The sequence below is a fragment of the Nocardia bovistercoris genome, assembly GCF_015674855.1.
Lineage (GTDB): Bacteria > Actinomycetota > Actinomycetes > Mycobacteriales > Mycobacteriaceae > Nocardia > Nocardia bovistercoris.
This window is the reverse complement of record NZ_JADMLG010000002.1, coordinates 857,447-882,949: the sequence shown is the minus strand read 5'-3', so window position 1 is coordinate 882,949 and position 25,503 is coordinate 857,447. Positions and strand designations below refer to the sequence as shown.

Here is a 25,503-nt window from a genome sequence, read left to right as displayed (position 1 = left end):
ACGATTGTGGATCAGCATGTGTCGACGGTGCATTTCGTGCCGTCGATGATGTCGGTGTTCGTGGCGGAGTCGGGTGCTGGTGGGTGCTCGAGTCTGCGGAATGTTTTTGCTTCGGGTGAGGCGCTTCCGGCGGCGACGGCGCAGCGTTTGCGTGAGTTGACCGGTGCTCGACTGCACAATTTGTACGGTCCGACCGAGGCTGCGGTCGATGTGACGTTCCACGAGGTGACCGACGCGGATACGGTTTCCGTGCCGATCGGCGCACCCGTGTTCAATACCAAAGTCCTGGTACTGGATTCGCGTCTGCATCCGGTACCTGTCGGTGTCGCGGGTGAGCTGTATCTGACGGGCGCGCAGTTGGCGCACGGATACGTCGGCCGCCCCGACCTGACCTGCGACCGGTTCGTCGCAAACCCCTTCGCCACCGACGGCGAACGCGCCTACCGCACCGGCGATCTCGTGGTCTGGACGCCGGACGGTGAGCTGGAGTACCTGGGCCGCACCGACTTCCAGGTGAAGTTGCGCGGTCTGCGCATCGAACTCGGCGAGATCGAAACCGCGCTCACCGCACAGGAAGCCGTCGCACAGGCGGTCGTGCTGGTGCGTGGCGACGAGCGCACCGGCGATCACCTGGTCGCCTACCTGGTAGCCGATCCCGATCGGGTACTCGACCTCGAATCGGTGCGCACGGTGCTGTCGGGGCAGTTGCCCGCCTACATGGTGCCGACCGCCTACCTCGTCCTGGACGAATTCCCGCTCAATCCCTCGGGCAAACTGGACCGAAAGGCCCTGCCCGACCCGGTCTTCGAGGCGCGCGAATACCGCGCGCCCGCCACGCCGGTACAGCAGATCGTCGCGAGCACCTTCGCCGAGGTGCTCGACGTCGAACGGATCGGCCTCGACGACGACTTCTTCGAACTCGGCGGCAACTCGCTGGTGGCGACCCGCGTCGCGGCCCGGCTCGGTGAGGCGCTCGACACGCAGGTGCCGGTGCGCCTGCTGTTCGAGGCGTCCACGGTGCAGGCGCTCGCCGTGCGCGTGGAATCGGCCGCCGGACAGGGCGGTCGGGTGCCGCTCACCGCGCGGTCGCGGCCCGCGCCGGTCGCGCTGCCGGACGGCACGTCGGCGCAGCTGATCCCGCTGTCGGCGGCGCAGCAGCGCATGTGGTTCCTCAACCGCTTCGACAACAACACCGCGGTCAACAACATCCCGGTGGCCATCCGGCTCACCGGCCCGCTCGACACCGCGGCGCTCGCCGCCGCCATCGGCGACGTCCAAGCCCGCCACGAAGCGCTGCGCACCGTGTACCCCGAGCTGGACGGCGTCGGCTACCAGCGGATTCTGCACACCGACGAGGCGCACCTCGAACTGGTCGCCGAACCGGTGACGTTGCCGGGACTCTCCGCGCGCATCATCGAACTCGCGAGCGCGCACTTCGACGTGACGGCCGAGATCCCGTTCCGCGCCAACCTGCTCACCCTCGACGCGCGCAGCCACATCGTCGTACTGGTCGCGCACCACATCAGCGCCGACGGTTTCTCGCTGCGCCCGCTGCTGCGCGACATGGTCGCGGCCTACGGTGAGCGCGTGCGCGGCGAGGCGCCCGCGTTGGCGCCGCTCGAGGTGCAGTACGCCGACTACACGCTGTGGCAGAACGAGGTGCTCGGCGCCGAGGACGACCCGGAATCGGTGTCGGCGGCCCAGCTCGCGTTCTGGGGCGAGCGGCTGCGCGACCTGCCGGATCAGATCGAACTGCCCGCCGACCGGCCGCGGCCCGAGATCGCCTCGAATATCGGTGGCATGCACAACTTCTCGGTCGACGCCGAGCTGCATCGCGCGCTCGGCGACGTGGCCCGCGCGCACGGGGTCACCCTGTTCATGGTGGTGCACGCCGCCCTGGCGACCTGGGCGGCGCGACTGTCCAACAGCACCGATATCGCCATCGGCACGCCGGTCGCGGGCCGCGGTGAGCGCGCTCTGGACGACCTGGTCGGCATGTTCGTGAACACGCTGGTGCTGCGCACCGAGATCGACCTCGGCGCGCACTTCACCGACCTGCTCGAGCAGGTTCGCGGCGCCGACCTCGCCGCCTTCGCGCACGCGGACGTGCCGTTCGAGCGGCTGGTCGAGGTACTGAGCCCGACCCGGTCGCAGGCGCACCACCCGCTGTTCCAGGTTGCGCTGACCTTCGAGGCGGCCTCGGCCGCCGAGGTCCCCACCGTCGCGCTGCCGGGCGGACTGAATCTGGATGTCGTCGAATTCGACGCGGGCACAGCCAAGTTCGACGTGCAACTGACCGTCGGCGAGTCCGGCGACGGCGGCCTCGCGCTGTCCTGGAACTACGCGACCGAACTGTTCGACCCGGAGACCGTCGCCGCGTTCGCCGAGCGGCTGGTGCGCGTGCTGCGCGCGGTGGCCGAGGATCCCGCGGTGATCGTCGGCGACATCGATCTGCTCGGCGAGGCCGAACAACTCGACGTGTCGCGACGCTGGGTGTCCTCCGGCGCCGACACCGTCGCGGGCGCGCTCGGCGCGAATGCCGCCGATCTCACGGTGGTTTCGCTGTTCGACCGTTCGGTGGCCGCCCATCCGCATCGGGTCGCCGCGAAGTTCGGCGCCGATTCGCTGAGCTATCTCGAACTGGATCGCCGCGCGAATGTGTTGGCGCGCAGGCTGATCGAGGACGGCGCTGGCCCGGAATCGCTGGTCGCGGTGATCCTGCCGCGTTCGCTCGACCTGGTGGTGGCGCTACTCGCGGTGGTCAAGACCGGCGCGGGATACGTCCCGGTCGACCCGGCCTATCCGGCCGACCGCATCGCCTACGTGCTGTCCGACGCCCGCCCGACCAGCGTGGTGCTCGACTCGACGGTCGACCCCGCGGTCGCGGGCCGCCTGCCCAAGGTGGTGCTGGACGGATTCGCCGTCGAGACCGGCAATGTGGTCGACGCCGACGACGCGCCGATCACCGACGCGGACCGCCACGCACCGCTGCGGCCCGAGCACGTCGCGTATGTCATCTACACCTCCGGGTCGACCGGGCGTCCGAAGGGCGTCGCGGTGGCGCACCGGAATGTGGTGCGGCTGTTCGCGAACACCGATCGCGACTTCGGCTTCGGCCCCGACGACGTGTGGACGCTGTTCCACTCCTACGCCTTCGACTTCTCGGTGTGGGAGCTGTGGGGTCCGCTGCTGTTCGGCGGCACCGTGGTCGTGGTCGACTACTACACCTCGCGCTCGCCCGAACAGTTCCTGGAACTGCTGCGCGCCGAACGCGTCACGGTGCTCAACCAGACGCCGTCGGCGTTCTACCAGCTGGCCGAGGCCGACCGCAACGCGGGCACGGCCGTCGCGCCGCTGTCGCTGCGGTACGTGGTGTTCGGCGGTGAGGCGCTGGAACTGCGCAGGCTCTCGGACTGGGTCGCCAGGCACGGCGACGGCGTCACGGGTTCGGGTCCGGTGCTGGTGAACATGTACGGCATCACCGAGACCACCGTGCACGTGTCCTACCGCGCGCTCGACGCCGCGACCATCGCCGCCGCCTCGGGCAGTGTGGTCGGTCGGGCGATCGCGGGGCTGCGGGTGTTCGTGCTCGACGCGCGACTGCGCCCGGTGCCGGTCGGCGTGGCGGGCGAGATGTACGTGGCCGGACCGCAACTGGCGCGCGGCTACCTCGGCAGGCCGGATCTCACCGCGACCCGTTTCGTGGCGAATCCGCTGGCGGAGGCCGGGGATTCGGGTTCGCGACTGTACCGCTCCGGCGACCTGGCGCGCTGGAATCGCTTCGGCGAACTGGAATACCTCGGCCGCGCCGACGATCAGGTGAAGGTGCGCGGCTTCCGCATCGAACTCGGCGAGATCGAGTCGGCGGTGCTCGCGCAGGCCGGTATCGCGCAGGCGGCGGTCGTCGTGCGCGAGGACCAGCCGGGCGATCAGCGCATCGTCGCCTACGTGGTGTCCGAAGCGGACACCGTGCCCGATCTGGATCTGGTTCGCCGCGGCGCGGCCGAGCGGCTGCCGTCGTACATGGTGCCGTCGGCCCTGGTGCGGCTGGAGTGGATTCCGTTGACCGTCAACGGAAAACTGGACCGCAAGGCGCTGCCCGCGCCCGCCGCGCAGGCCCGCGCCTTCCGCGCGCCGGTCACGCCCGTGCAGGAGACGGTGGCCGCGGTCTTCGCCGATGTGCTCGACGTGGCCCGCGTCGGCGTCGACGACGACTTCTTCGACCTCGGCGGCAACTCGCTCATCGCGACCCGGGTCGTGGCCCGCATCGGCGCCGCGCTGGGCGCGTCCATTCCGGTGCGCGCGCTGTTCGAGGCGTCCACCGTGGAAGCGCTCGCCGCACGCGTGGAATCGCATACCGACGGCGCCGCGCGCGCCCGCCTGGTCGCGCGCCCGCGCCGCGCGGGCGAACTCGTGCCGCTGTCCTACGCGCAGCAGCGCATGTGGTTCCTGAACAAGTACGACACCGCGTCGGCGGCCTACAACCTGCCGCTGGCGATCCGCCTCACCGGCGCACTCGACATCGAGGCGCTGCGGCTCGCCGTCGCCGACGTGGTGCGCAGGCACGAGTCGCTGCGCACCCGCTATCCCGAACACGGCGGGACGCCGGTACAGGCGATCGTGCCCGCCGAGAACATCGTGCTCGACCTGCGTCCCATCGTGGTCGACCCGGCCGAGGTGAGCGTCGCGGTCGCCGAATTCGCCTCGCTCGGATTCGATGTGGCCGAACAGGTTCCGCTGCGCGCCCGGCTCTACGTGCTCGGCGCGCAGGAGCATGTGCTCGTGGTGGTCGTGCACCACATCGCGGGCGACGGCTTCTCCATGGCCCCGCTGGCACGCGACGTGATGACCGCCTACACCGCGCGCAGCCAGGGCAGCGATCCCGGCTGGGCGCCACTGCCGGTGCAGTACGCCGATTTCGCCATCTGGCAGCGCGACGTGCTCGGCGCCGAGGACGATCCGCAGTCGCTGCTGGCCCGCCAGGTCGAATACTGGCAGCGGATGCTCGACGGCGTCCCCGACGAGCTGACCCTGCCCGCCGACCGGCCGCGCCCGCCGGTGGCCTCGCTGCGTGGCGCGACGCTGTCGGAGCGGCTGCCCGCCGAACTCGTCGCCGAACTCGACGCCATCGCGCGTCGGCGCGGCGCTTCGCTGTTCATGGTCATGCATGGTGCGCTCGCGGTGCTGCTTGCCCGGCTGTCCGGCACCGACGACATCGCGATCGGCTCCCCGATCGCGGGCCGCGGCGAACAGGCGCTCGACGATCTGGTCGGCATGTTCGTCAACACCCTGGTACTGCGGACAGGCGTGCGCGCGGGCGAACCCTTCGCCGAACTGCTCGACCGCGTCCGCACCACCGACCTCGACGCCTACGGCAATGCCGACGTGCCGTTCGAGCGGCTGGTCGAACTGCTCGCCCCGGAACGGTCGCAGTCGCGCAACCCGCTGTTCCAGGTGGCGCTGGCCTTCCAGAACCACGACAACACCAGTCTGGAACTGCCGGGCCTTCGGGTCGCCGCGCTGGATCTCGAGGAATCCGTCGCACGCTTCGACCTCCAGTTCACCCTGACCGAACTGCCCGATGGCGCGGGCATGTCGGTGGCGTTGACCTATGCCACCGACCTGTTCGACGCCGACACCGCCGCCGCGATCGTGACGCGCTGGCGTCGCGTGCTCGAGGCCGTCGCGGCGGACGACGCGGTGCGGGTCGGCGCGATCGAACTGCTCGACGCCGAGGAACGGGCCGACCTGATCGCCCGCACCGGCGCGCCCGCGATCGCCCCGCGCACCCTGCCCGACCTGCTCGCCGCCGCTGTCGCCCGCGATCCGCAGGCCCCCGCGGTGATCTTCCGGGGTCGCACGCTGACCTACGGCGAGCTGGACGAACGCTCGAACCGCCTGGCCCGCTTGCTGATCGCCGAGGGCATCGGCGTCGAGGACCTGGTCGCGGTCGGCGTGCCGAGGTCGGCGGATTCGGTGTTCGTCGCGCTGTCGGTCGCCAAGACCGGCGCGGCGTTCGTCTCCGTCGATCCGAGCTATCCGGCCGACCGCATCGCGCACATGGTGACCGATTCCGGTTCGCCGGTGGGCATCACGGTCGCCGAGACCCGCCCCGACCTGCCGGATTCGGTGCGCTGGCTGGTGCTCGACGAGCTGGATCTGGACGCCTACGACGCGTCCCCGATCACCGACGCCGACCGGCTGCGCCCGCTGCGCCCGGAGCACCCGGCCTACGTCATCTACACCTCGGGTTCCACCGGTGTGCCCAAGGGCGTCGTGGTCCCGCACACCGTGCTCGCCAACTTCGCGACCGTGCAGTGTGAAGTGTACGGACTCGAATCCGACACGCGCGCTATGCATTTCGCCTCGCCGAGCTTCGACGCGTCGATCCTGGAACTGCTGCTCGCGCTCGGACCCGGCGGTGCGCTGGTCGTGGTCCCGACCGGCGTGTACGGCGGCGAGGAACTGGCGGAGATCATGCGCGCCGAACGGGTTTCGCATATCTTCATCACCCCGGCCGCACTGGCGACCGTCGACCCCTCCGATGTGGACTCGCTGCGCGTGCTCACCGTCGGCGGCGAGGTGTTCCCGGCCGACCTGATGGCGAAATGGGGTGTGCCGCTGGCCGACGGCTCGATGCGCCGCGTCCACAATGTGTACGGCCCCACCGAGACCGCCATGGTGGTCAACATCAGCCCGGCGCTCGCGGCGGGCGACACGGTGACCATCGGCGCGCCGATTCGCGGTATCCGGTCGCTGATCCTGGACGCGCGGCTGCGGCCGGTGCCGGTCGGCGTGGCCGGCGAGCTCTACATCTCCGGAATCCAGCTGGCTCGCGGCTATCACGCCCGGCCCGGCCTGACCTCCGATCGGTTCGTCGCCAACCCGTACGCGGACGGCGAACGCATGTACCGCACCGGCGACGTCGTGCGCTGGACCCGTGACGGCGTCGTCGAATACGTCGGCCGCTCCGACTTCCAGGTCAAGGTGCGCGGTTTCCGCATCGAACTCGGCGAGATCGACAGCGCGCTGTTCGCGCACGACGGCGTCGACTTCGCGGTGACGCTCGGTCACAAGAGCGCCGCGGGCGCGGTCTCGCTGGTGTCGTATGTCGTTGCCGCGCCTGGACGTTCGGTGGATATCGCGGAACTGACCGCGTCGCTCGAGCAGCGCCTGCCCGCCTACATGGTGCCCTCGGCGATCATGGTGCTCGACCACGTGCCGCTCACCCCGGTCGGCAAGCTCGACCGCAGGGCGCTGCCCGAACCGGTCTTCGCGACCGAGGTCGTGTTCCGCGCCGCGCGCACGCCGGTCGAGCAGACCATCGCCGAGGTGTTCGCCGAGGTGCTCGGCGTCGAGCGGGTCGGCGTTGACGACTCGTTCTTCGCGCTCGGCGGCGACAGCATCGTCTCCATTCAGCTGGTCTCCCGCGCGAAGGCGCGCGGCGTGGTGTTCACCCCGCGCCACGTCTTCGAACAGCGCACCGTCGCCGGACTGGCCGCGGTGGCCGAGACCGCCGACGCCGCCGACACGGTCGTGCCGGTACTGGCCGAACTGCCCGGCGGCGGTGTCGGCGCGATGCCGCCGACGCCGGTGGTCCGGTTCATGGCCGAGCGTCCCGGCTCCTTCGGGCGGTTCAACCAGACGCTCGCGCTGGAACTTCCGCTCGGCATCGATCGCGCGGGCATCGCCGCCACCGTCGGCGCCGTGATCGACCGGCACGACATGTTGCGCGCGGCGCTGCGCCGCGACGGTGAGGACTGGGTGGTGCAGACCGCCGAACCCGGTTCGGTCGATGTGGACGCGCGCATCGAGCGGGTCGAGTTCCCGGTCGCCGCGAGCGATCACGAGCTGTTCGAAATCGCCACCGCGGCGGTGAATTCCGCACTCGACCGGCTCGATCCGGCGGTCGGAACGGTTGTTCGCTTCGTCTGGCTCGACCCTTCGGCGTCCGGTCGCGCGGGTCGCCTGATCGTGATCGCGCACCATCTCGTGGTCGACGGCGTCTCCTGGCGCATCCTCGTACCCGATTTCGTGGCCGCGTGGGGCATGCTCACCGCCGGTCAGCGTCCCGAACTGGTGGCGCCCGCGACCAGCATGCGGGCCTGGGCGCACGCGCTGCGGCGCGAGGCCGACAGCCCGGCGCGCGTCGCCGAACTCGACTACTGGCGCGAAGTGGCGGGCGCGGCCGATCCGCTGCTCACCGATCGCCCGATGGACCCGCTCGTCGACACCTCGGGCGGGATCGAGAAGGTGCGGGTCGAGGTGTCCGCCGAGGTCACCAAGGCCATGCTGACCACCGTGCCCGCGCTGTTCCACGGCGGCGTCAACGACGGTCTGCTCACCGCGCTCGCGCTGGCCACCGCGCTCTGGCGGTCCAGGCGCACCGCGGCGCGCACCGACGACCCGCTGCTGATCCGGCTCGAGGGGCACGGCCGCGAAGAGGAGATCGTGCCCGGCGCCGACCTCTCGCGCACGGTCGGCTGGTTCACCGCCATCTTCCCGGTGCGCCTCGACCTGACCGGCATCGACGTCGATGCCGCCCTGACCGGCGGACCGGTGCTCGGGCGCGCGCTCAAGGCGGTCAAGGAGCAGCTGCTCGCGGTGCCGGACAAGGGCATCGGCTACGGCCTGCTGCGTTACCTGAATCCCGCGACGGCGCCGGAGCTGCCCGCGTCGCTGCCGGGACAGGTGAGCTTCAACTACCTCGGCCGCGTCTCCGACAGCGACGTGCCCGAGGCGCTGCGCGGCTTCGGCTGGATTCCCGCGCCCGAACTCGGCGCGCTCGCGGGCGCCTACGACGCGGATATGCCCGCCATGGCGCCGCTGGACGTCAACGCCATCGTGGTCGGCGACAAGCTGACCGCCAATATCGGCTACCCGTCCACGCTGCTCGACGCCGACGCGGTCCGCGAATTCGGCGAACTGTGGGTCGCGGCGCTGGAAGCCGTTGCCAGGCACGCCAATTCCGCCGACGCGGGCGGCCACACCCCGGCCGACTTCCCACTGGTCCGACTCGCGCGCCAGGACTCGAGGCGTGCGCTCACCCAACGCGATATCGACGGATGGGAGCGGCGCTTCCCGACGCTCACCGACGTCTGGCCGCTCTCGGCACTGCAATCCGGTCTGCTGTTCCACGCCCGACTCGCCGCCGGATCGGTCGACGTGTACACCGCGCAGGCGGTGCTCACCCTCACCGGCCGGGTCGACGCGGCCCGACTGCGTTCGGCCGCACAGGCTCTGGTCGACCGCTACGAGAACCTGCGCACCGCGTTCGTCACCGACAACGACGGCAACCCGGTGCAGATCGTGCTCGACAGCGTGCGGGTCGACTGGACCGAATACGACCGCGTCGACTCCGGCGACGCCGCCGACCTCATCGACGTCGACCGCATGCGCCGCTTCGACCTCACCGAGCCGCCGCTGATCCGCTTCACCCTGATCCAGACCGAAACGCACAGTTGGCGTTTCGTGGTGACCAACCACCACATCCTGCTCGACGGCTGGTCCATGCCGCTGCTCATGCGCGACCTGCTCGCGCTCTACGCGCTGCGCGGCGACATCGCGGCGCTGCCCGCGGTGCGCTCCTACCGCCACTTCCTGGAATGGACCGCGCGCCAGGATCACGCGGCCTCGGTGGCCGCGTGGTCGACGGCGCTGCGCGGGGTCGGCGAACCGACCCTGCTCGCACGGCCCGACGCGGGTCGCGAGATCACCGCGCTGTCCGGCGAGTACTTCTTCGACCTGGACGAATCGGCGACCGCGCGGCTCACCGAACTCGCGAGTTCGATCGGCGTCACGCCGAATACGGTGCTGCAGGTCGCGTGGGGCGTGCTGGTCGGTCGCATGACCGGCCGCGAGGACGTGCTGTTCGGCACAACGGTGTCGGGCCGCCCGGCGCAGCTGGCGGGCGTGGAGTCCATGGTCGGCCTGTTCATCAACACCGTGCCGGTGCGGGTGCGCTTCGACCCGTCCGAATCCGCGCGCGCGGTGCTGACCAGGACCCAGGGCGAGCAGGCCGATCTGCTCGACCACCACTACATCGGCCTGGCCGACATCCAGTCCGCGGCCGGTGTCACAGGACTGTTCGACACCCTCGTGGTGTTCGAGTCCTACCCGGTGGACGCCGAAGGCATCCGCGCGCAGGCCGCCGATATCGACGGCATGGCGGTCACCGGCCTCGACGCCGCCGACGCCACCCACTACCCGCTGACCCTGATCGCCCAGCTCGACACCCGCCTGCGCATTCGCGCCGGTTACCTGCGCGACCTGTTCGACGAGGACGCCGTGCGCCGCATCGCGGACCGGCTGGTTCGGGTGCTCACCACGATCACGGTCGATCCCGACGGCAGCGTCGGCGATATCGAACTCGTCGACGCCGCCGAACGCGCGCTGGTCACCACCGGCTGGAACGCCACCGCGCGCGACATCGACACCGCGGCCACCCTTGCCTCGATGTTCCACGCCCAGCTCGCCGCGACCCCCGAGGCGACCGCGCTCACCTTCGACGGCGCGAGCCTGTCCTACGACGAGTTCGCCGCGCGGGTGCACCGCCTGGCGCGCTGGCTCATCGACCGCGGCGTCGGGCCGGAATCGTTCGTGGCACTCGGCATGCGGCGCTCGGTCGACCTCGTGGTCGGCATGTACGCGGTGACCGTGGCGGGCGGAGCCTACGTGCCGCTCGACCCGGATCATCCGGCCGAACGCACGGAATACATTCTGGCCACCGCCGATCCGGTCTGCGTGCTGACCTCCGGCGCCGATCTCGACATCGACACCGCGCAGGTCCGTATCGACCTGCTCGACCTGTCGGGTGTGTCGGAAGCGCCGATCAGCGCCGCGGATCGGCGCGCGCCGCTGCGTCCGTCGAACACCGCCTACGTGATCTTCACCTCCGGATCCACCGGGCGGCCCAAGGGCGTCGCGGTCTCGCACGCCGCGATCGTCAACCGCCTGGTGTGGATGCAGTCCGAATACGGTCTCACCGAGGCCGACGCCGTACTGCAGAAGACACCGGCGACCTTCGACGTGTCGGTGTGGGAGTTCTTCTGGCCCTTGCAGATCGGCGCGCGACTGGTCGTCGCCAAGCCGGATGGGCACCGCGATCCGGCGTATCTGGCCGAGATCATCGCCACCGAGCGCGTCACGGTCACCCACTTCGTGCCGTCCATGCTCGCGGTCTTCGTCGCCGACGCCGCCGCCTCGCGCTGCGCGAGCCTGCGCATGGTGTTCGCCTCCGGCGAGGCGCTGCCGCCCAAGCCCGCGCACCGGTTGCGCGAGCTGACCGGCGCGGCCTTGCACAACCTGTACGGCCCCACCGAGGCCGCCGTCGACGTGACCTACCACCGGGTCGAGGAGGCCGACACCGATATCGTGCCGATCGGCGCGCCGGTGTTCAATACCCAGGTCTACGTGCTGGATTCGCGACTGCGTCCCGCACCCGTCGGCGTCGCGGGCGAGCTGTATCTCGCGGGAGCGCAGTTGGCGCGCGGTTACGTGTCGCGTCCCGACCTGACCGGTGACCGCTTCGTGGCGAATCCGTTCGCCGCCAACGGTTCGCGCATGTACCGCACCGGCGACCTGGTGTCCTGGAACGCGGCGGGCGAGCTGGAATACCTCGGCCGCACCGACTTCCAGGTGAAGGTCCGCGGTCTGCGCATCGAACTCGGCGAAATCGAGTCCGCGCTCACCGGTTTGGACGAGATCGCCCAGGCCGTCGTCGTGGTGCGCGGCGATCAGCGCACCGGCGACCAGTTGGTGGCCTACGTGGTCGCCGCGCCGAATCAGCCGGTCGACACCGATCTGGTCCGCGAGGACCTCGGCAGGCAACTGCCCGCGTACATGGTGCCCGCGCTGGTCATCGTGCTCGCGGAGTTCCCGCTCAACGCCTCGGGCAAGCTGGATCGCAAGGCGCTGCCCGCGCCGGTGTTCGAGGCCGCGGTGTTCCGCGCGCCGACCACGCCGGTCGAGGAGATCGTCGCCGACATCTTCGCCGATGTGCTCGGCGCGGAACGGGTCGGTCTCGACGACGACTTCTTCGCTCTCGGCGGCAACTCGCTGAGCGCCACCCAGGTCGCGGCGCGGCTGTCCGCGGCGCTCGACACCGACCTCGGCGTCCGTGAACTGTTCGAGGCGTCCACCGTGGTCGCGCTCGCAGCGCGGGTGGAGTCGCGGGCGGGCGCGGGCGCGCGGGTGAGCCTCGCGCCGCAGCAGCGGCCCGAACAGGTGCCGCTGTCGCTGGCTCAGCAGCGCATGTGGTTCCTGAACCGGTTCGATCCCGAGTCGACGGTGGACAACATCCCTGCGGCCGTTCGCCTGTCCGGTCTGCTCGACCGCCAGGCGTTGCAGATCGCGGTGGCCGACGTGCTGGCCAGGCACGAATCGCTGCGCACCTACTATCCCGAGGTCGGCGGCGCGGCACGGCAGCAGAGCGTGCCCACCGGGCAGGTCATTCCCGATCTCGCCCCGGTCGATGTCACCGACGCCGAATTGCCCGCGCGGCTCGCGGAATTCGTGCGCACCGCCTTCGACGTCACCGTCGAGGTGCCGTTCCGGGCCAGGCTGTTCGAGGTGAGCCCGACCGAGCACGTGCTCGCGCTGGTCGTGCACCACATCTCGGCCGACGGCTTCTCCATGGGCCCGCTGACTCGCGATGTGATGATCGCCTACGGCGCGCGCGTCGAGGGCGGCGAACCCGCGTGGCGTCCGCTCGAGGTGCAGTACGCCGACTTCGCGCTCTGGCAGCGCGCGGTCCTCGGCGCCGAGGACGATCCGGATTCGGTGATCTCCGAACAGATCTCGTACTGGACCGACGCGCTGCGCGGCCTGCCCGAGCAACTCGACCTGCCAGCCGACCGGCCGCGTCCCGCGGTCGCGAGCGGTCGCGGCGCGACCCACGGCTTCGCCATCGACGCGCGCACCCACGCCGGTCTGGTCGAATTGGCCCGCACCAGGGGCACCACGTTGTTCATGGTCGCCCACACCGCGCTCGCGGTCATGCTGTCGCGGCTGTCCGGTTCCGACGACATCGCGATCGGAACGCCGGTCGCCGGCCGCGGCGAACGCGCGCTCGACGACCTGATCGGCATGTTCGTCAACACGCTCGTGTTGCGGACCCCGATCCACGCCGACGCGAGCTTCACCGATCTGCTGCGCACCGTGCGCGCCACCGACATCGCCGCCTTCGGACACGCCGACCTGCCGTTCGAGCGGCTGGTCGAGATCCTGAACCCGGCGCGGTCGCAGGCGCGGCACCCGCTGTTCCAGGTGATGCTGTCGTTCCAGAACACCGGCCAGACCGCACTGGAACTGCCCGGCCTCACCGTCAGCGCGGTCGACCTGCCGATCGAGGTCGCGAAATTCGACCTGCAACTGGTGATGTCGGAGAATGCCGAAACCGAAGGCATCGCCGCCGAACTCATCTACGCGACCGACCTTTTCGACTCGACCACCATGTCGGAGTTCGGCCGCCGCTTCGTGCGCCTGCTGCGCGCGGTGGCCGCCGACCCGGATCGTGCCATCGGCGACATCCCGCTGCTCGACGAGCGGGAAACCTACCGCGCGCTGCGCGGGTGGAACAGCACCGACCGCGAACTGGACACCACCGGCACGCTCGTTGGCGATTTCGCGCGCCAGGCGGAGGCTTCGCCGGACGCGGTCGCCGTGGTCGATCCCGCCTCGGGCGAATCGCTGACCTACGCGGAGTTCGCGGGTCGGGTGCATCGTCTCGCCCGTCGTCTGATCGCTTCGGGTGTCGGTCCGGAATCGCTGGTGGCGCTGGGTCTGCGGCGTTCGGTGGACCTGGTCGTCGCCGCCTACGCGGTGCAGGAGGCGGGCGGCGGTTACGTGCCGCTCGATCTCGATCAGCCCGCCGAGCGCGTCGGGTACGTGCTCGAGTCCGCGGCACCGGTCTGTGTATTGACCACCGCGCGAGACGGTTTCGTCGCCTCCGGCATCGAGACGCTGGTCGTCGACGAACTCGACCTTTCGAGCTATTCGGACGCGCCGGTCACCGACGAGGACCGGTTCGGCCCGCTGCGCCCGCAGCATCCCGCCTACGTGATCTTCACCTCCGGTTCGACCGGTCGTCCGAAGGGCGTCGCGGTTCCGCATTCGGCCGTGGTCAACCAGATTCGTTGGATCACCGGTGAATACGGGATCGGCGCCGAGGACATCGTGCTGTTCAAGACGCCCGCGACCTTCGACGTTTCGGTGTGGGAGCTGTTCGGCCCGCTCTCGACCGGCGGCCGGATCGTCGTGGCGAGTCCCGACGGCCACCGTGATCCGCAGTACCTGGCCGAGGTGATCGCGGCGCAAGGGGTGACCATGACCTCGTTCGTGCCGTCCATGCTTACCGTCTTCGCGGGCAGCGCGGACAGTGCGGCGCTCGGTTCGCTGCGCGCGCTGTTCGTCGCGGGTGAGGCGTTCACCTCCGACAATGTCGCCGCCATCCGGCGGGTGAGTTCCGCGGACCTGTTCAACCTGTACGGCCCCACCGAATTCGCGGTGCACGCGACGCACGCGCCGGTCGCCGACGAGGTGTCGGGTGCGGTGCCGATCGGTCTGCCGGTGTGGAACGCGCAGGCGTTCGTGCTGGATTCGCGACTGCATCCGGTGCCGGTCGGCGTCGCGGGTGAGCTGTATCTCGCGGGCGGACAGTTGGCGCGCGGCTACTACGGCAGGCCCGACCTCACCGCGGACCGTTTCGTCGCGAATCCGTTCGGCGGCGCCGGTGCACGCATGTACCGCACCGGCGACCTGGTGACGCGGACCGGCGACGGCTCGATCGTGTACCTGGGCCGCACCGACTTCCAGGTTAAGCTGCGCGGTCTGCGCATCGAGCTCGGCGAGATCGAAACCGCTCTGACAGCGCACCATTCGGTGTCGCAGGCAGTCGCTCTGGTGCGCTCCGACGCGCTGACCGGGGACCGGCTCGTCGCTTACGTTGTCGCAGCCGCGAGCGGCTCAGGGGGTGCAGCTGCGAGCGGCTCAGGGGGTGCAGCCGCGAGGGGCTCCGCTGGTACCGCTGCGGGCTTCGCTGGTGCGGCTGCCGCAGTCGGCTCGGGCGCTGCCGCAGGCGGCTTCGGTGGTGCAGCTGTGGGCGGCCCCGCAGGCACCGCCGCAGGTGGCTTCGTCGCCGATGGCACGGTCGATGTCGAGGCTCTGCGCGCACACCTTGGCGCACTGTTGCCGTCCTACATGGTCCCGGCGGCGATCGTGGCGCTCGACGAGATGCCGCTCAACCCGAACGGCAAACTCGACCGAAGGGCACTGCCCGAACCCGTCTTCGAAGCCAGGGAATTCCGTGCGCCATCGACCCCGATCGAGGAGATCGTGGCCAACACCTTCGCGGAGGTGCTCGGTGTGTCGGGTGAGCGTCCGGTGGGTCTGGACGACGACTTCTTCGATCTGGGCGGCAACTCGCTGATCGCCACCCAGGTCGCGGCGCGCCTCGGCGCGGCGCTGGACACCAGGGTCCCGGTGCGCGCGCTGTTCGAGGCGCCCACCGTCGGCGCGCTCGCCGCGCGCATGGAAACGCACGCGGGCGCGGGCCGCCGCCGCGAACTCGCCGCACGCCCGCGTCCGGCGACCATCCCGCTGTCGCTCGCCCAGCAGCGCATGTGGTTCCTCAACCGCTTCGACAGCCGGACCGCGGTGAACAACATCCCGCTGGCCGTGCGGCTCACCGGCGCGCTCGACGTGGAGGCGCTGCGCCGGGCCGTCACCGACGTGGTCGACCGGCACGAGGTGCTGCGCACCGTTTACCCGCAGACCGCGCAGGGCACGGGCGTGCAGGTGGTGCTGCCCGCGGGCGGCGAAGGTCTCGACCTGACCCCGGTCGCGGTGTCGGAGGACGAACTGCCCGAGCGCATCAGCGATCTCGTGCTCACCGGCTTCGACGTGACCAGCGAGGTCCCGGTGCGGGCCACCCTGTTCCGCATCGCGGCCTCCATGGACGGCTCCCGCCCGGAGACCCACGTGCTGGTCTTCGTGGTGCACCACATCTCCGGGGACGGCTGGTCGGTGCGTCCGCTGGCCCGCGACGTCATGGTCGCCTACGCGGCGCGTTCGCGCGGTGAGGCGCCGGGCTGGGCCCCGCTGCCGGTCCAGTACGCGGATTACGCACTGTGGCAACGTGAAACGCTGGGCTCCGAGGACGATCCCGCCTCGCTGATCGGCGAGCAGATCGCCTTCTGGTCGCGCAACCTCGCCGGGCTGCCGGATCAGCTCGACCTGCCCTCGGACCGCAGCAGGCCCGCCGTCGCGTCCAATCGCGGTGACGTCCACGAATTCTCGCTGGACGCCGATCTGGTGCGCGACCTCGACGCGCTGGCCCGCGAACACGGGGCGAGCCTGTTCATGGTCGTGCACGCCGCACTCGCGGCACTGCTGGCGCGGCTGTCCGGCGGCGAGGACATCGCCATCGGCACCGCGGTCGCCGGTCGCGGCGAGGCTGTACTCGACGACGCCATCGGCATGTTCGTCAACACCCTCGTGCTGCGCACCTGGGTGGATGCCGCGCGCGGGGTCACCGAACTGCTCGCGCACACCAGGGAAACCGATCTCGCCGCCTTCGGCCACGCCGACCTGCCGTTCGAGCGGCTGGTGGAGATCCTGAACCCGGCGCGTTCGCAGGCGCGGCACCCGCTGTTCCAGGTGATGCTTTCGTTCCAGAACACCGGCGAGGCATCCTTCGAACTGCCGGGCCTCGAGGTCGCGGGCGTGCCGCTCGATGTCGTCACGGCCAAATTCGACCTGCACCTCAACATTTCCGACCACGCCGACGGCGGTGCCGATCGCGGCATGCGCGCCGAATTCGCCTACGCCACAGATATCTTCGACGCCGCGACGGTCGAAGGCTTCGCGCACAGGCTGATGAAGCTGCTCGGCGCCATGGCCGCGCGCACCGAAGCTGCGCTCGGCGACATCGAACTGCTCGATCCGGCCGAACGTCGGCGCATCCTGACCGACTGGAACAGCACCCAATTCGACGTCGAGCCCGGTGCGACCCTCGTGTCGAAGTTCCAGAGCCGCGCCACTCGCCACCCCGGCGCGACGGCGCTCACCTTCGAGGGCGCCGACCTGTCCTACGGCGAGTTCAACGCCCGCGTGAACCGCCTCGCCAGGCATCTGATCGACCTCGGCGTCGGACCCGACACCACGGTCGCGCTCGGCATGCGGCGCTCACTGGAACTCGTGATCGGCATGTACGCGGTGACCGTGGCCGGTGGCGCGTACGTGCCGCTCGACCCGGATCATCCGGCCGACCGCACCGCCTACGTCCTCGACACGGCCGCGCCGGTCTGCGTACTCACCACCGCCCGTGACGGATTCGACGCCGGTTCGGTGCGTGCGCTCGACCTCGCGGCGCTCGACCTGTCCGGATACGCGGACACCCCGGTCACGGATGCGGAACGCCGTGCGCCGCTGCGTCCATCGGATATCGCGTACGTGATCTTCACCTCCGGTTCGACGGGTCGCCCGAAGGGTGTGGCGGTCTCGCACGAGGCGATCGTGAACCGCCTGGAGTGGATGCAGTCGACCTACCCGCTCGACAGCGACGACGCGGTGTTGCAGAAGACGCCCGCGACGTTCGATGTGTCGGTGTGGGAGTTCTTCTGGCCGTTGCAGGTGGGTGCGCGTTTGGTGATCGCGCGTCCTGATGGTCATCGTGATCCGTCGTATCTGGTGCGCACGATTGTGGATCAGCATGTGTCGACGGTGCATTTCGTGCCGTCGATGATGTCGGTGTTCGTGGCGGAGTCGGGTGCTGGTGGGTGCTCGAGTCTGCGGAATGTTTTTGCTTCGGGTGAGGCGCTTCCGGCGGCGACGGCGCAGCGTTTGCGTGAGTTGACCGGTGCTCGACTGCACAATTTGTACGGTCCGACCGAGGCTGCGGTCGATGTGACGTTCCACGAGGTGACCGACGCGGATACGGTTTCCGTGCCGATCGGCGCACCCGTGTTCAACACCAAGGTCTACGTACTGGATTCGCGTCTGCATCCGGTCCCGGCCGGTGTCGCGGGTGAGCTCTACCTCACGGGCGTGCAGTTGGCGCGCGGATACGTGGCGCGCCCCGACCTCACGGCTGACCGTTTCGTGGCGAATCCGTTCGACCCCGCCGGTGGGCGCATGTACCGCACCGGCGACCTGGTCACCTGGACCGCCGACGGCGAACTGGAGTACCTGGGCCGCACCGACTTCCAGGTGAAGTTGCGCGGTCTGCGTATCGAACTCGGCGAGATCGAAGCCGCGCTGACCGCCCTCGACTCGGTGGCACAGGCGACCGTGCTGGTGCGCTCCGACGAACGCCTCGGCGACCAACTGGTCGCCTACGTGATCACCGCCGCCGACCACGACATCGACGTGGAGGCCGTGCGCGCCGAACTCGCGGGCGACCTGCCCGCGTACATGGTCCCCAACGCCTTCGTGACCTTGGAAGCGTTTCCGCTCAACGCATCCGGCAAGCTGGACCGCAAGGCGCTGCCCGCGCCGGTGTTCGAGGCCAAGGTGTTCCGCGCACCGACCACCCCGATCGAGGAGATCGTGGCGGGCATCTACGCCGATGTGCTCGGCGTCGCGCGGGTCGGACTCGACGACGACTTCTTCGAACTCGGCGGCAACTCGCTGCTGGCCACCCAGGTCACCGCGCGACTCGGCGCGGCCCTCGACACCCAGCTCGCGGTGCGCGACCTGTTCGAATCCTCGTCGGTGGCCGCGCTGGCCACCAGCGTCGAGCGGCTCGCGGGCTCCGGGCGAACCAGGCCAGCGCTCACCACCATGCGGCGGCCGGAGGAGATCCCGCTCTCGCCCGCCCAGCAGCGGTACTGGTTCCTCAACCAGTTCGACACCACCGCATCGGCCGTCGACAACATCCCGCTCGCGGTGCGGCTGTCCGGCGCGCTCGACGTGGACGCGCTCGCCCGCGCCATCGGCGACGTGTTCGCCCGCCACGAGGTGCTGCGCACCACCTACCCGAGCGCCGAGGAAGGCCCGCGCCAGGTGATCCTGCCGGTCGCGGCGACGCCGCCGGAGCTGGTCGCGGTCGAGGTGTCCGAGGACGAGGTGGTCGAGACCGTCATCCGGTTCGCGCTCACCACCTTCGACGTCACCCGCGAGGTCCCGCTGAAGGTCGCGCTGTTCCGCCTCACCGGAACCGGCGCGGCCGACGAGCACGTGATCGCCTTCGTGGTGCATCACGTCGCCGCCGACGGCGCGTCCATGGGCCCGCTGGCCCGTGACCTCATGGCCGCCTACGCAGCGCGCGTGGAAGGTGAAGCGCCGCAGTGGGTTCCGCTGGCGGTGCAGTACGCCGACTACGCGCTGTGGCAGCGCGAGGTGCTCGGTTCCGAGGACGATCCCGAATCGTTGGCCGCGCGCCAGGTCGCCTACTGGCGCAACGCGCTTGCCGGACTGCCGGATCAGCTGGAACTGCCCGCGGATCGGCCGCGCCCACCGGCGCAGTCCTTCCACGGCAAGGCCATTCGCTTCGAGATCTCCCCGCGGCGCCACGCCGGACTGCACGAACTCGCGCGCGCCAACCAGGCGTCGCTGTTCATGGTCGTGCACGCGGCGCTCGCCGTGCTGCTGGCGCGGCTCTCGGGCACCGAGGACATCGCGGTCGGCACGCCCATCGCGGGCCGCGGCGAACGCGAACTCGACGACCTGATCGGCATGTTCGTCAACACCCTGGTGTTCCGCACCTGCGTGAACTCCGGCGATCGGTTCGTGGATCTGCTCGCCGACGTGCGCGAACGCGACCTCGAAGCCTTCGCCCACGCCGATGTGCCGTTCGAACGGCTCGTCGAGGTGCTCAACCCGGAGCGGTCCACCGCGCGCAACCCGCTGTTCCAGATCGGTCTGTCCTTCCAGAACCTGGCCGAGACCGCGCTGACCCTGCCCGGCCTGACCGTGAGCGCGGTCAACTTCAACTCGCAGCTGGCCAAGACCGACCTGCAGGTCACCGTCTACGACCGTTACAACGAGGACGGCACGCCCGCCGAGATCATGACCGAATTCGGTTATGCCACCGACCTGTTCGACGAGTCGACGGTCCAGGGCTTCGCCGACCGGTTCGTGCGGGTGCTGGATGCGGTGGTCGCCGACGTCACGGTGCCGGTGGGCGAGATCGACCTGCTCACCGCCGACGAGCAGCACCGCATCCTCGCCGAGTGGAACGACACCGCGCACGAGACGGACACCGAGGCCACCCTGGTCTCGCTGTTCGAGGCGGCGGTGGCGAACGCCGCGCCGGGTACCGTGGCCATCGTCGCCGACCAGGCCTTCGGCGCACGGTCCACCCTCACCTACGCCGAACTCGACGCGCGCGTGAACCGGTTGGCCCGCTACCTGATCCAGCGCGGCGTCGGCCCCGAGGACCGGGTGGCGCTGGCCATCCGCCGCTCCACCGACCTGGTCGTCGCCATGTACGCGGTGGCCAAGGCGGGCGCGGCCTACGTGCCGGTCGATCCCGACCAGCCCGCCGACCGCGTCGACTACATCCTCGGCACGGCGGCGCCGGTCTGCGTGCTCACCACGAGCCGGGAGTCGTTCGCCACCCCGGCGGCCGAATCCGTCGTGGTCGACGCCATCGACCTGTCGGCATTCCCGGTCGGTCCGATCACCGCGACCGAGCGGCGCGGCGCGTTGACCGCGCGGCACACCGCCTACGTCATCTTCACCTCCGGCTCCACCGGCAAGCCGAAGGGCGTCGCGGTGCCGCACGGCGCCATCGTCAACCAGTTGCTGTGGAAGACCGCCGAATTCGGTCTCGGCAGCGAGGACGCGGTGCTGCTCAAGACCGCCGCCACCTTCGACCTCTCGGTCTGGGAGTTCTGGTCGGCGGCCGTGAGCGGCGGGCGACTCGTCATCGCCACCGCCGACGGCCACCGCGACCCGGTCTACCTCAACGAACTGATGCGGGCCACCGGCGTCACCACCCTGCACGTCGTGCCGTCCATGCTCGACGCGCTGCTCACCGAATCCGACGGGCGACTGCCGGATTCGCTGCGCCGGGTGCTCGCCATCGGCGAGGCGCTGCCCGCGGACACCGCGCAGCGGATGCGCCGCACCACTGCCGCGTCGCTGTTCAACCTCTACGGTCCGACCGAGGCCGCGGTGTCCATCACCAACCACCGGGTCACCGACGCCGACCGGGTGTCGGTCTCGATCGGCGCCCCGGAATGGAACAGTCGGGTCTACGTCCTCGATGCCCGGCTGCGGCCGGTGCCGGTCGGCGTCTCCGGTGAGTTGTACCTGGCCGGAACACAATTGGCGCGCGGCTACTTCGCGCGACCCGACCTCACCGCCGAACGCTTCGTCGCCGACCCGTTCGGTGGCGCGGGCGAACGCATGTACCGCACCGGCGACCTGGTGGCCTGGAACGCCGACGGCGAACTGGAATACCGTGGCCGCACCGACTTCCAGGTCAAGATCCGCGGCTTCCGCATCGAACTCGGCGATATCGAGGCGGCGCTGCTGCGCCAGTCGACCATCGCCGCCGCGGCCGTACTCGCCAGGACCGATCCCGGTCTCGGCGACCGGCTGGTCGCCTACGTGGTGCCCTCGGCCACCGGACTCGACCCCGAGACCGGTGAACTCGACCGCCGCGCACTGCATTCCGCGCTCGCCGCCGAACTGCCCTCGTATATGGTGCCGAACGCGTTCGTCGCGCTGGAAGCGTTGCCGCTCAACGCCAACGGCAAACTCGACCGCAACGCCCTGCCCGAGCCGACCTTCGAGAAGGCCGAGTTCCGCGCGCCCGCCACCAAGGCGGAGAAGCTGATCGCGGGCGTCTTCGCCGACGTGCTCGAGGCCGAGCACATCGGCGCCGACGACGACTTCTTCGCACTCGGCGGCAACAGCATCCTGTCCATCCAACTGGTGTCGCGGGCCAAGGCGCTCGGCGCGGTGTTCAGCGTCCGCGACGTCTTCGACCAGCGCAGCGTCGCCGCGTTGGCCGCGGTCGCCGAGACCGCGCCCGACCCGTCGCTGATGGGGATTCGGGAACTGCCGGGTCGCGGCGTCGGCGAACTGCCGCTGACCCCGGCGATGAGCACCCTGCTTTCGGCGTTGCCCGCGGACACCCCGACCCAGCACTTCGCGCAGGCGGCGCTGCTGCCCCTGCCCGCCGCGCTGGACTGGGACACCCTGCTCGAGGCCATCGCGCTCATCCTGAACCGGCACGACGCGCTGCGCACCCGCCTGCGCGACGGCGTCTTCGAAGCGCTCGTACCGGACGACTTCGACGTCGAAGCCATGGTGCAGGAGGCGCGAGTCGAGAAGAAGACCGATCTCGCGCAACTCGTCGAGTCCGAACGCCGGGCCGCCGCCGAACGGCTCGACCCCGCCGCGGGCGTGATGACACAGTTCGTGCTGTTCACCTTCGCCGACAATCGGGACGACGAATTGCTGGTCGTCGCACACGGATTCGTGGTCGATGACCGTTCATGGCAGATCCTGCTCGCCGAGCTGACCCTCGCGGCGGACCGCCTCGGTGTGGACGCGACGCTCGAATTGCCCGAAACCGGAACCACATTCCGGCGCTGGGCGCACAGCGTGGTCGACGCCGAGGTCGGCGAAACGCTCGCCGAACAGTTCTCGGCGACACCGGATCCGTTGATCGGCGCTCGCGCCATCGACCCGGCGATCGACACGGCCGACACCGTGCTGCGAGTGCGCGTGGACGTACCGCCCGAGGTCGGCGCCGCCGTCATCGACACCCTGCCCGCGCTGTATCGCGGCACCGTCGCCGACACGCTGCTCGGCGCACTGGTCATGGCGCTGACCCGTTGGCGCTCCGCGCCGGCGGGCCCGATCCGCCTCGACGTCGACGGACGCGCGGCCGACGCCGTCGCGGGCGCCGACCTCGACCGCACCGTCGGCGGATTCACCGGCAGCCTGCCGGTGCGAATCGACCTCGCGGGCATCGACCTCGACGACGCCGCCACCGGAGGCGCCGCGGCGGGCCGGGTCCTCAAGGCCGTCAAGGAACAGGTGCTCGCCGCGCTCGAACCCGGCGTCGGACACCTGCTGCCCGAGATCGGCCAGGTCGCGTTCCACCATCGCGGCGCGGTCCCCGCGCAGATCGTCACCGTCCGAGACCCGCGGATGCCCGCTGCCGCGACGCTCGACATCGACACCGCGGTGGTCGACGGCCGCGTGCTCGCGTCGTTCGCCTTCCCGACCGGCCTCCTCGACGAGGACCGGGTGCGCGAACTCGCCGACCACTGGATCGCCGCGCTCACCGCGCTCGCCGCGCACGCCGCACGGCCCGACGCGGGCGGCTACACGCCGTCGGACATGCCGCTGCTGCGTGTCGGCCAGAGCGATATCGAACAGTGGGAACGCGAATACCAGGGCCTCACCGAGATCTGGCCGCTCACCCCGCTGCAGTCGGGTCTGCTGTTCCACGCGCTCATGACCACCGCCGCCGTCGACGTCTACACCATGCAGGCCGTCATCGAACTCAGCGGCGAGGTCGACGCCGAACGCCTGCACACCGCCGCGCAAGGTCTGCTCGACCGGTACCCGAACCTGCGGACCGCGTTCGTCACCGACTCCTCCGGGCAGCCGGTGCAGATCGTCCTCGACCGGCTCGAGGTGCCGTGGCGGGAAGTCGACCTCACCGCGACACCGGCCGCCGAACGCGACGCGGCGCTGCGCGAGCGACTGGCCGCAGACGTGGCGAACCGTTTCGACATGTCGGCCGCGCCGCTGGTGCGGTTCACGCTGTTCCGCACCGACGAGCAGCGTTGGCATCTGGCCATCACCACCCACCACGTGCTGATGGACGGCTGGTCCATGCCGCTGCTCATGCAGGACCTGCTCGTGCTGTACGCGGTGCGCGGCGAACTGTCGCTGCTGCCCGAGGTCGCCTCCTACCGCACTTTCCTCGAATGGCTGCGCGGACGCGACCTGCAGGATTCGCTGCGCACCTGGGCGCACGCCTTCGACGGCGTCACCGAACCCACCGAACTCGCCCCGCAGGCGCGCGCGGCCGAGCAGTACGAGACCGGTCGCGTGGTCACCGAACTCGACGTGGAACGCACCAGGCGGCTCACCAAGCACTGCGCCGAACTCGGCATCACCGTCAACACCCTGGTGCAGGCGGCGTGGGGCATCCTGCTCGGCAGGCTCACCGGACGTTCCGACGTGGTGTTCGGCGCGACCGTATCGGGTCGCCCGGCGGAACTGTCCGGCGTCGAATCGATGGTCGGCCTGTTCATCAACACCCTGCCGGTGCGGGTCCGCGTCGACGACGGCGCCACCATCGGCGCGCAGTTGCAGCGTTTGCAGCGCGACCAGGCCGACCTGCTCGACCACCACTACGTCGGGCTCGCCGACATCCAGCGGGCCGCAGGCGTCGGTTCCCAGTTCGACACGCTGTTCGTATTCGAGTCGTACCCGATCGACCGCGAGGCGATCGAGGCCGCGAGCTCCATCGATGGCATGTCGGTCACCGGGGTCGACGTCGGCAACTCCACGCACTACCCGCTGACCCTGAAAGTCGCCGCCGAATCCACCCTCGGCATCGATATCGAATACCTGACCAGCCGGTTCACCGCCGAAGACGTGCAGACCCTCGCGACCCGCCTGGTGCGCGTCCTCGATGCCCTGCTCGGCGACCCGGCGGGCCTGGTCCGCGACATCGACATCCTCGATGAGGCCGAACGCGCCCGCCTGCTCGCCGATTCCGGAATCGCGGCCGCCACGACGCCGGAACCGACCATGGTCGGAGCGCGCACCGTCGCCAAGGTGCTCGCCGAGGTCGTCGAAGCCGATCCCGAAGCGCCCGCGCTGCTCGCCGACGGCGACGAGATCGCCTACCACGTGCTCGACCGCCGCTCCTCCCAGCTGGCGCGCGTACTCATCGCGCACGGCGCGGGCCCCGGCGATGTCGTCGCACTGACCCTGCCGCGTTCGGTGGACGCGGTGGTGGCCGCATGGGCCGTGCAGAAAGCGGGCGCGGCCTGCCTGTTCGCCCACGGACTCACCGAGGACGACATGCTCGCCGCGGGCGCGGCCTTCGGCATCGGCGAATCCCCGGTTCCCGGCGAAATGCGCTGGCTGGTACCGGCCGATCCGGCGACCGCCGCCGAATTGTCCGCCGCCGCGGCACATCCGGTCTCCTACGCGGACCGCCTGCGCCCACTCGGCGAGGACCACACCGCCTTCGTCCAACTGGTCGATGGCGCCCGAGCCGACCTCACCCAATCCGAGGCGCTCGACCTGGCCATCGAGGTCCGCGACGCCAACGACATCGACTACGAATCCACCACCTACACCGTCGCCCCCACCGGCCGCCCCGCGCTCCTGGAATTCCTCGCCACCGCCACCGCGGGCGCCCTCTCGGTGATCCCCACCGGCGACATCGGCGAAGATTTGGCTGAAGGAGAGGTAACCCACTGGTTCGTAGCCCCCGACGAACCCACCACCCCCGCCGACCCGACTACCCGCATCATCGTCGTCGAATAGCCCACCGTCCGGCCCGGCTCCAATCGG

The 25,503-nt window shown here is 70.3% G+C and carries 1 protein-coding gene; it reads left to right on the top strand.

Features of this window, described 5'->3' with window-relative positions; all coding sequences use genetic code 11:
• A partial coding sequence (locus IT779_RS08040; protein WP_196148487.1) for a non-ribosomal peptide synthase/polyketide synthase occupies window positions 1-25,476 on the top strand: 25,476 nt, incomplete at its 5' end.
• Window positions 25,477-25,503 lie beyond the last annotated feature (27 nt).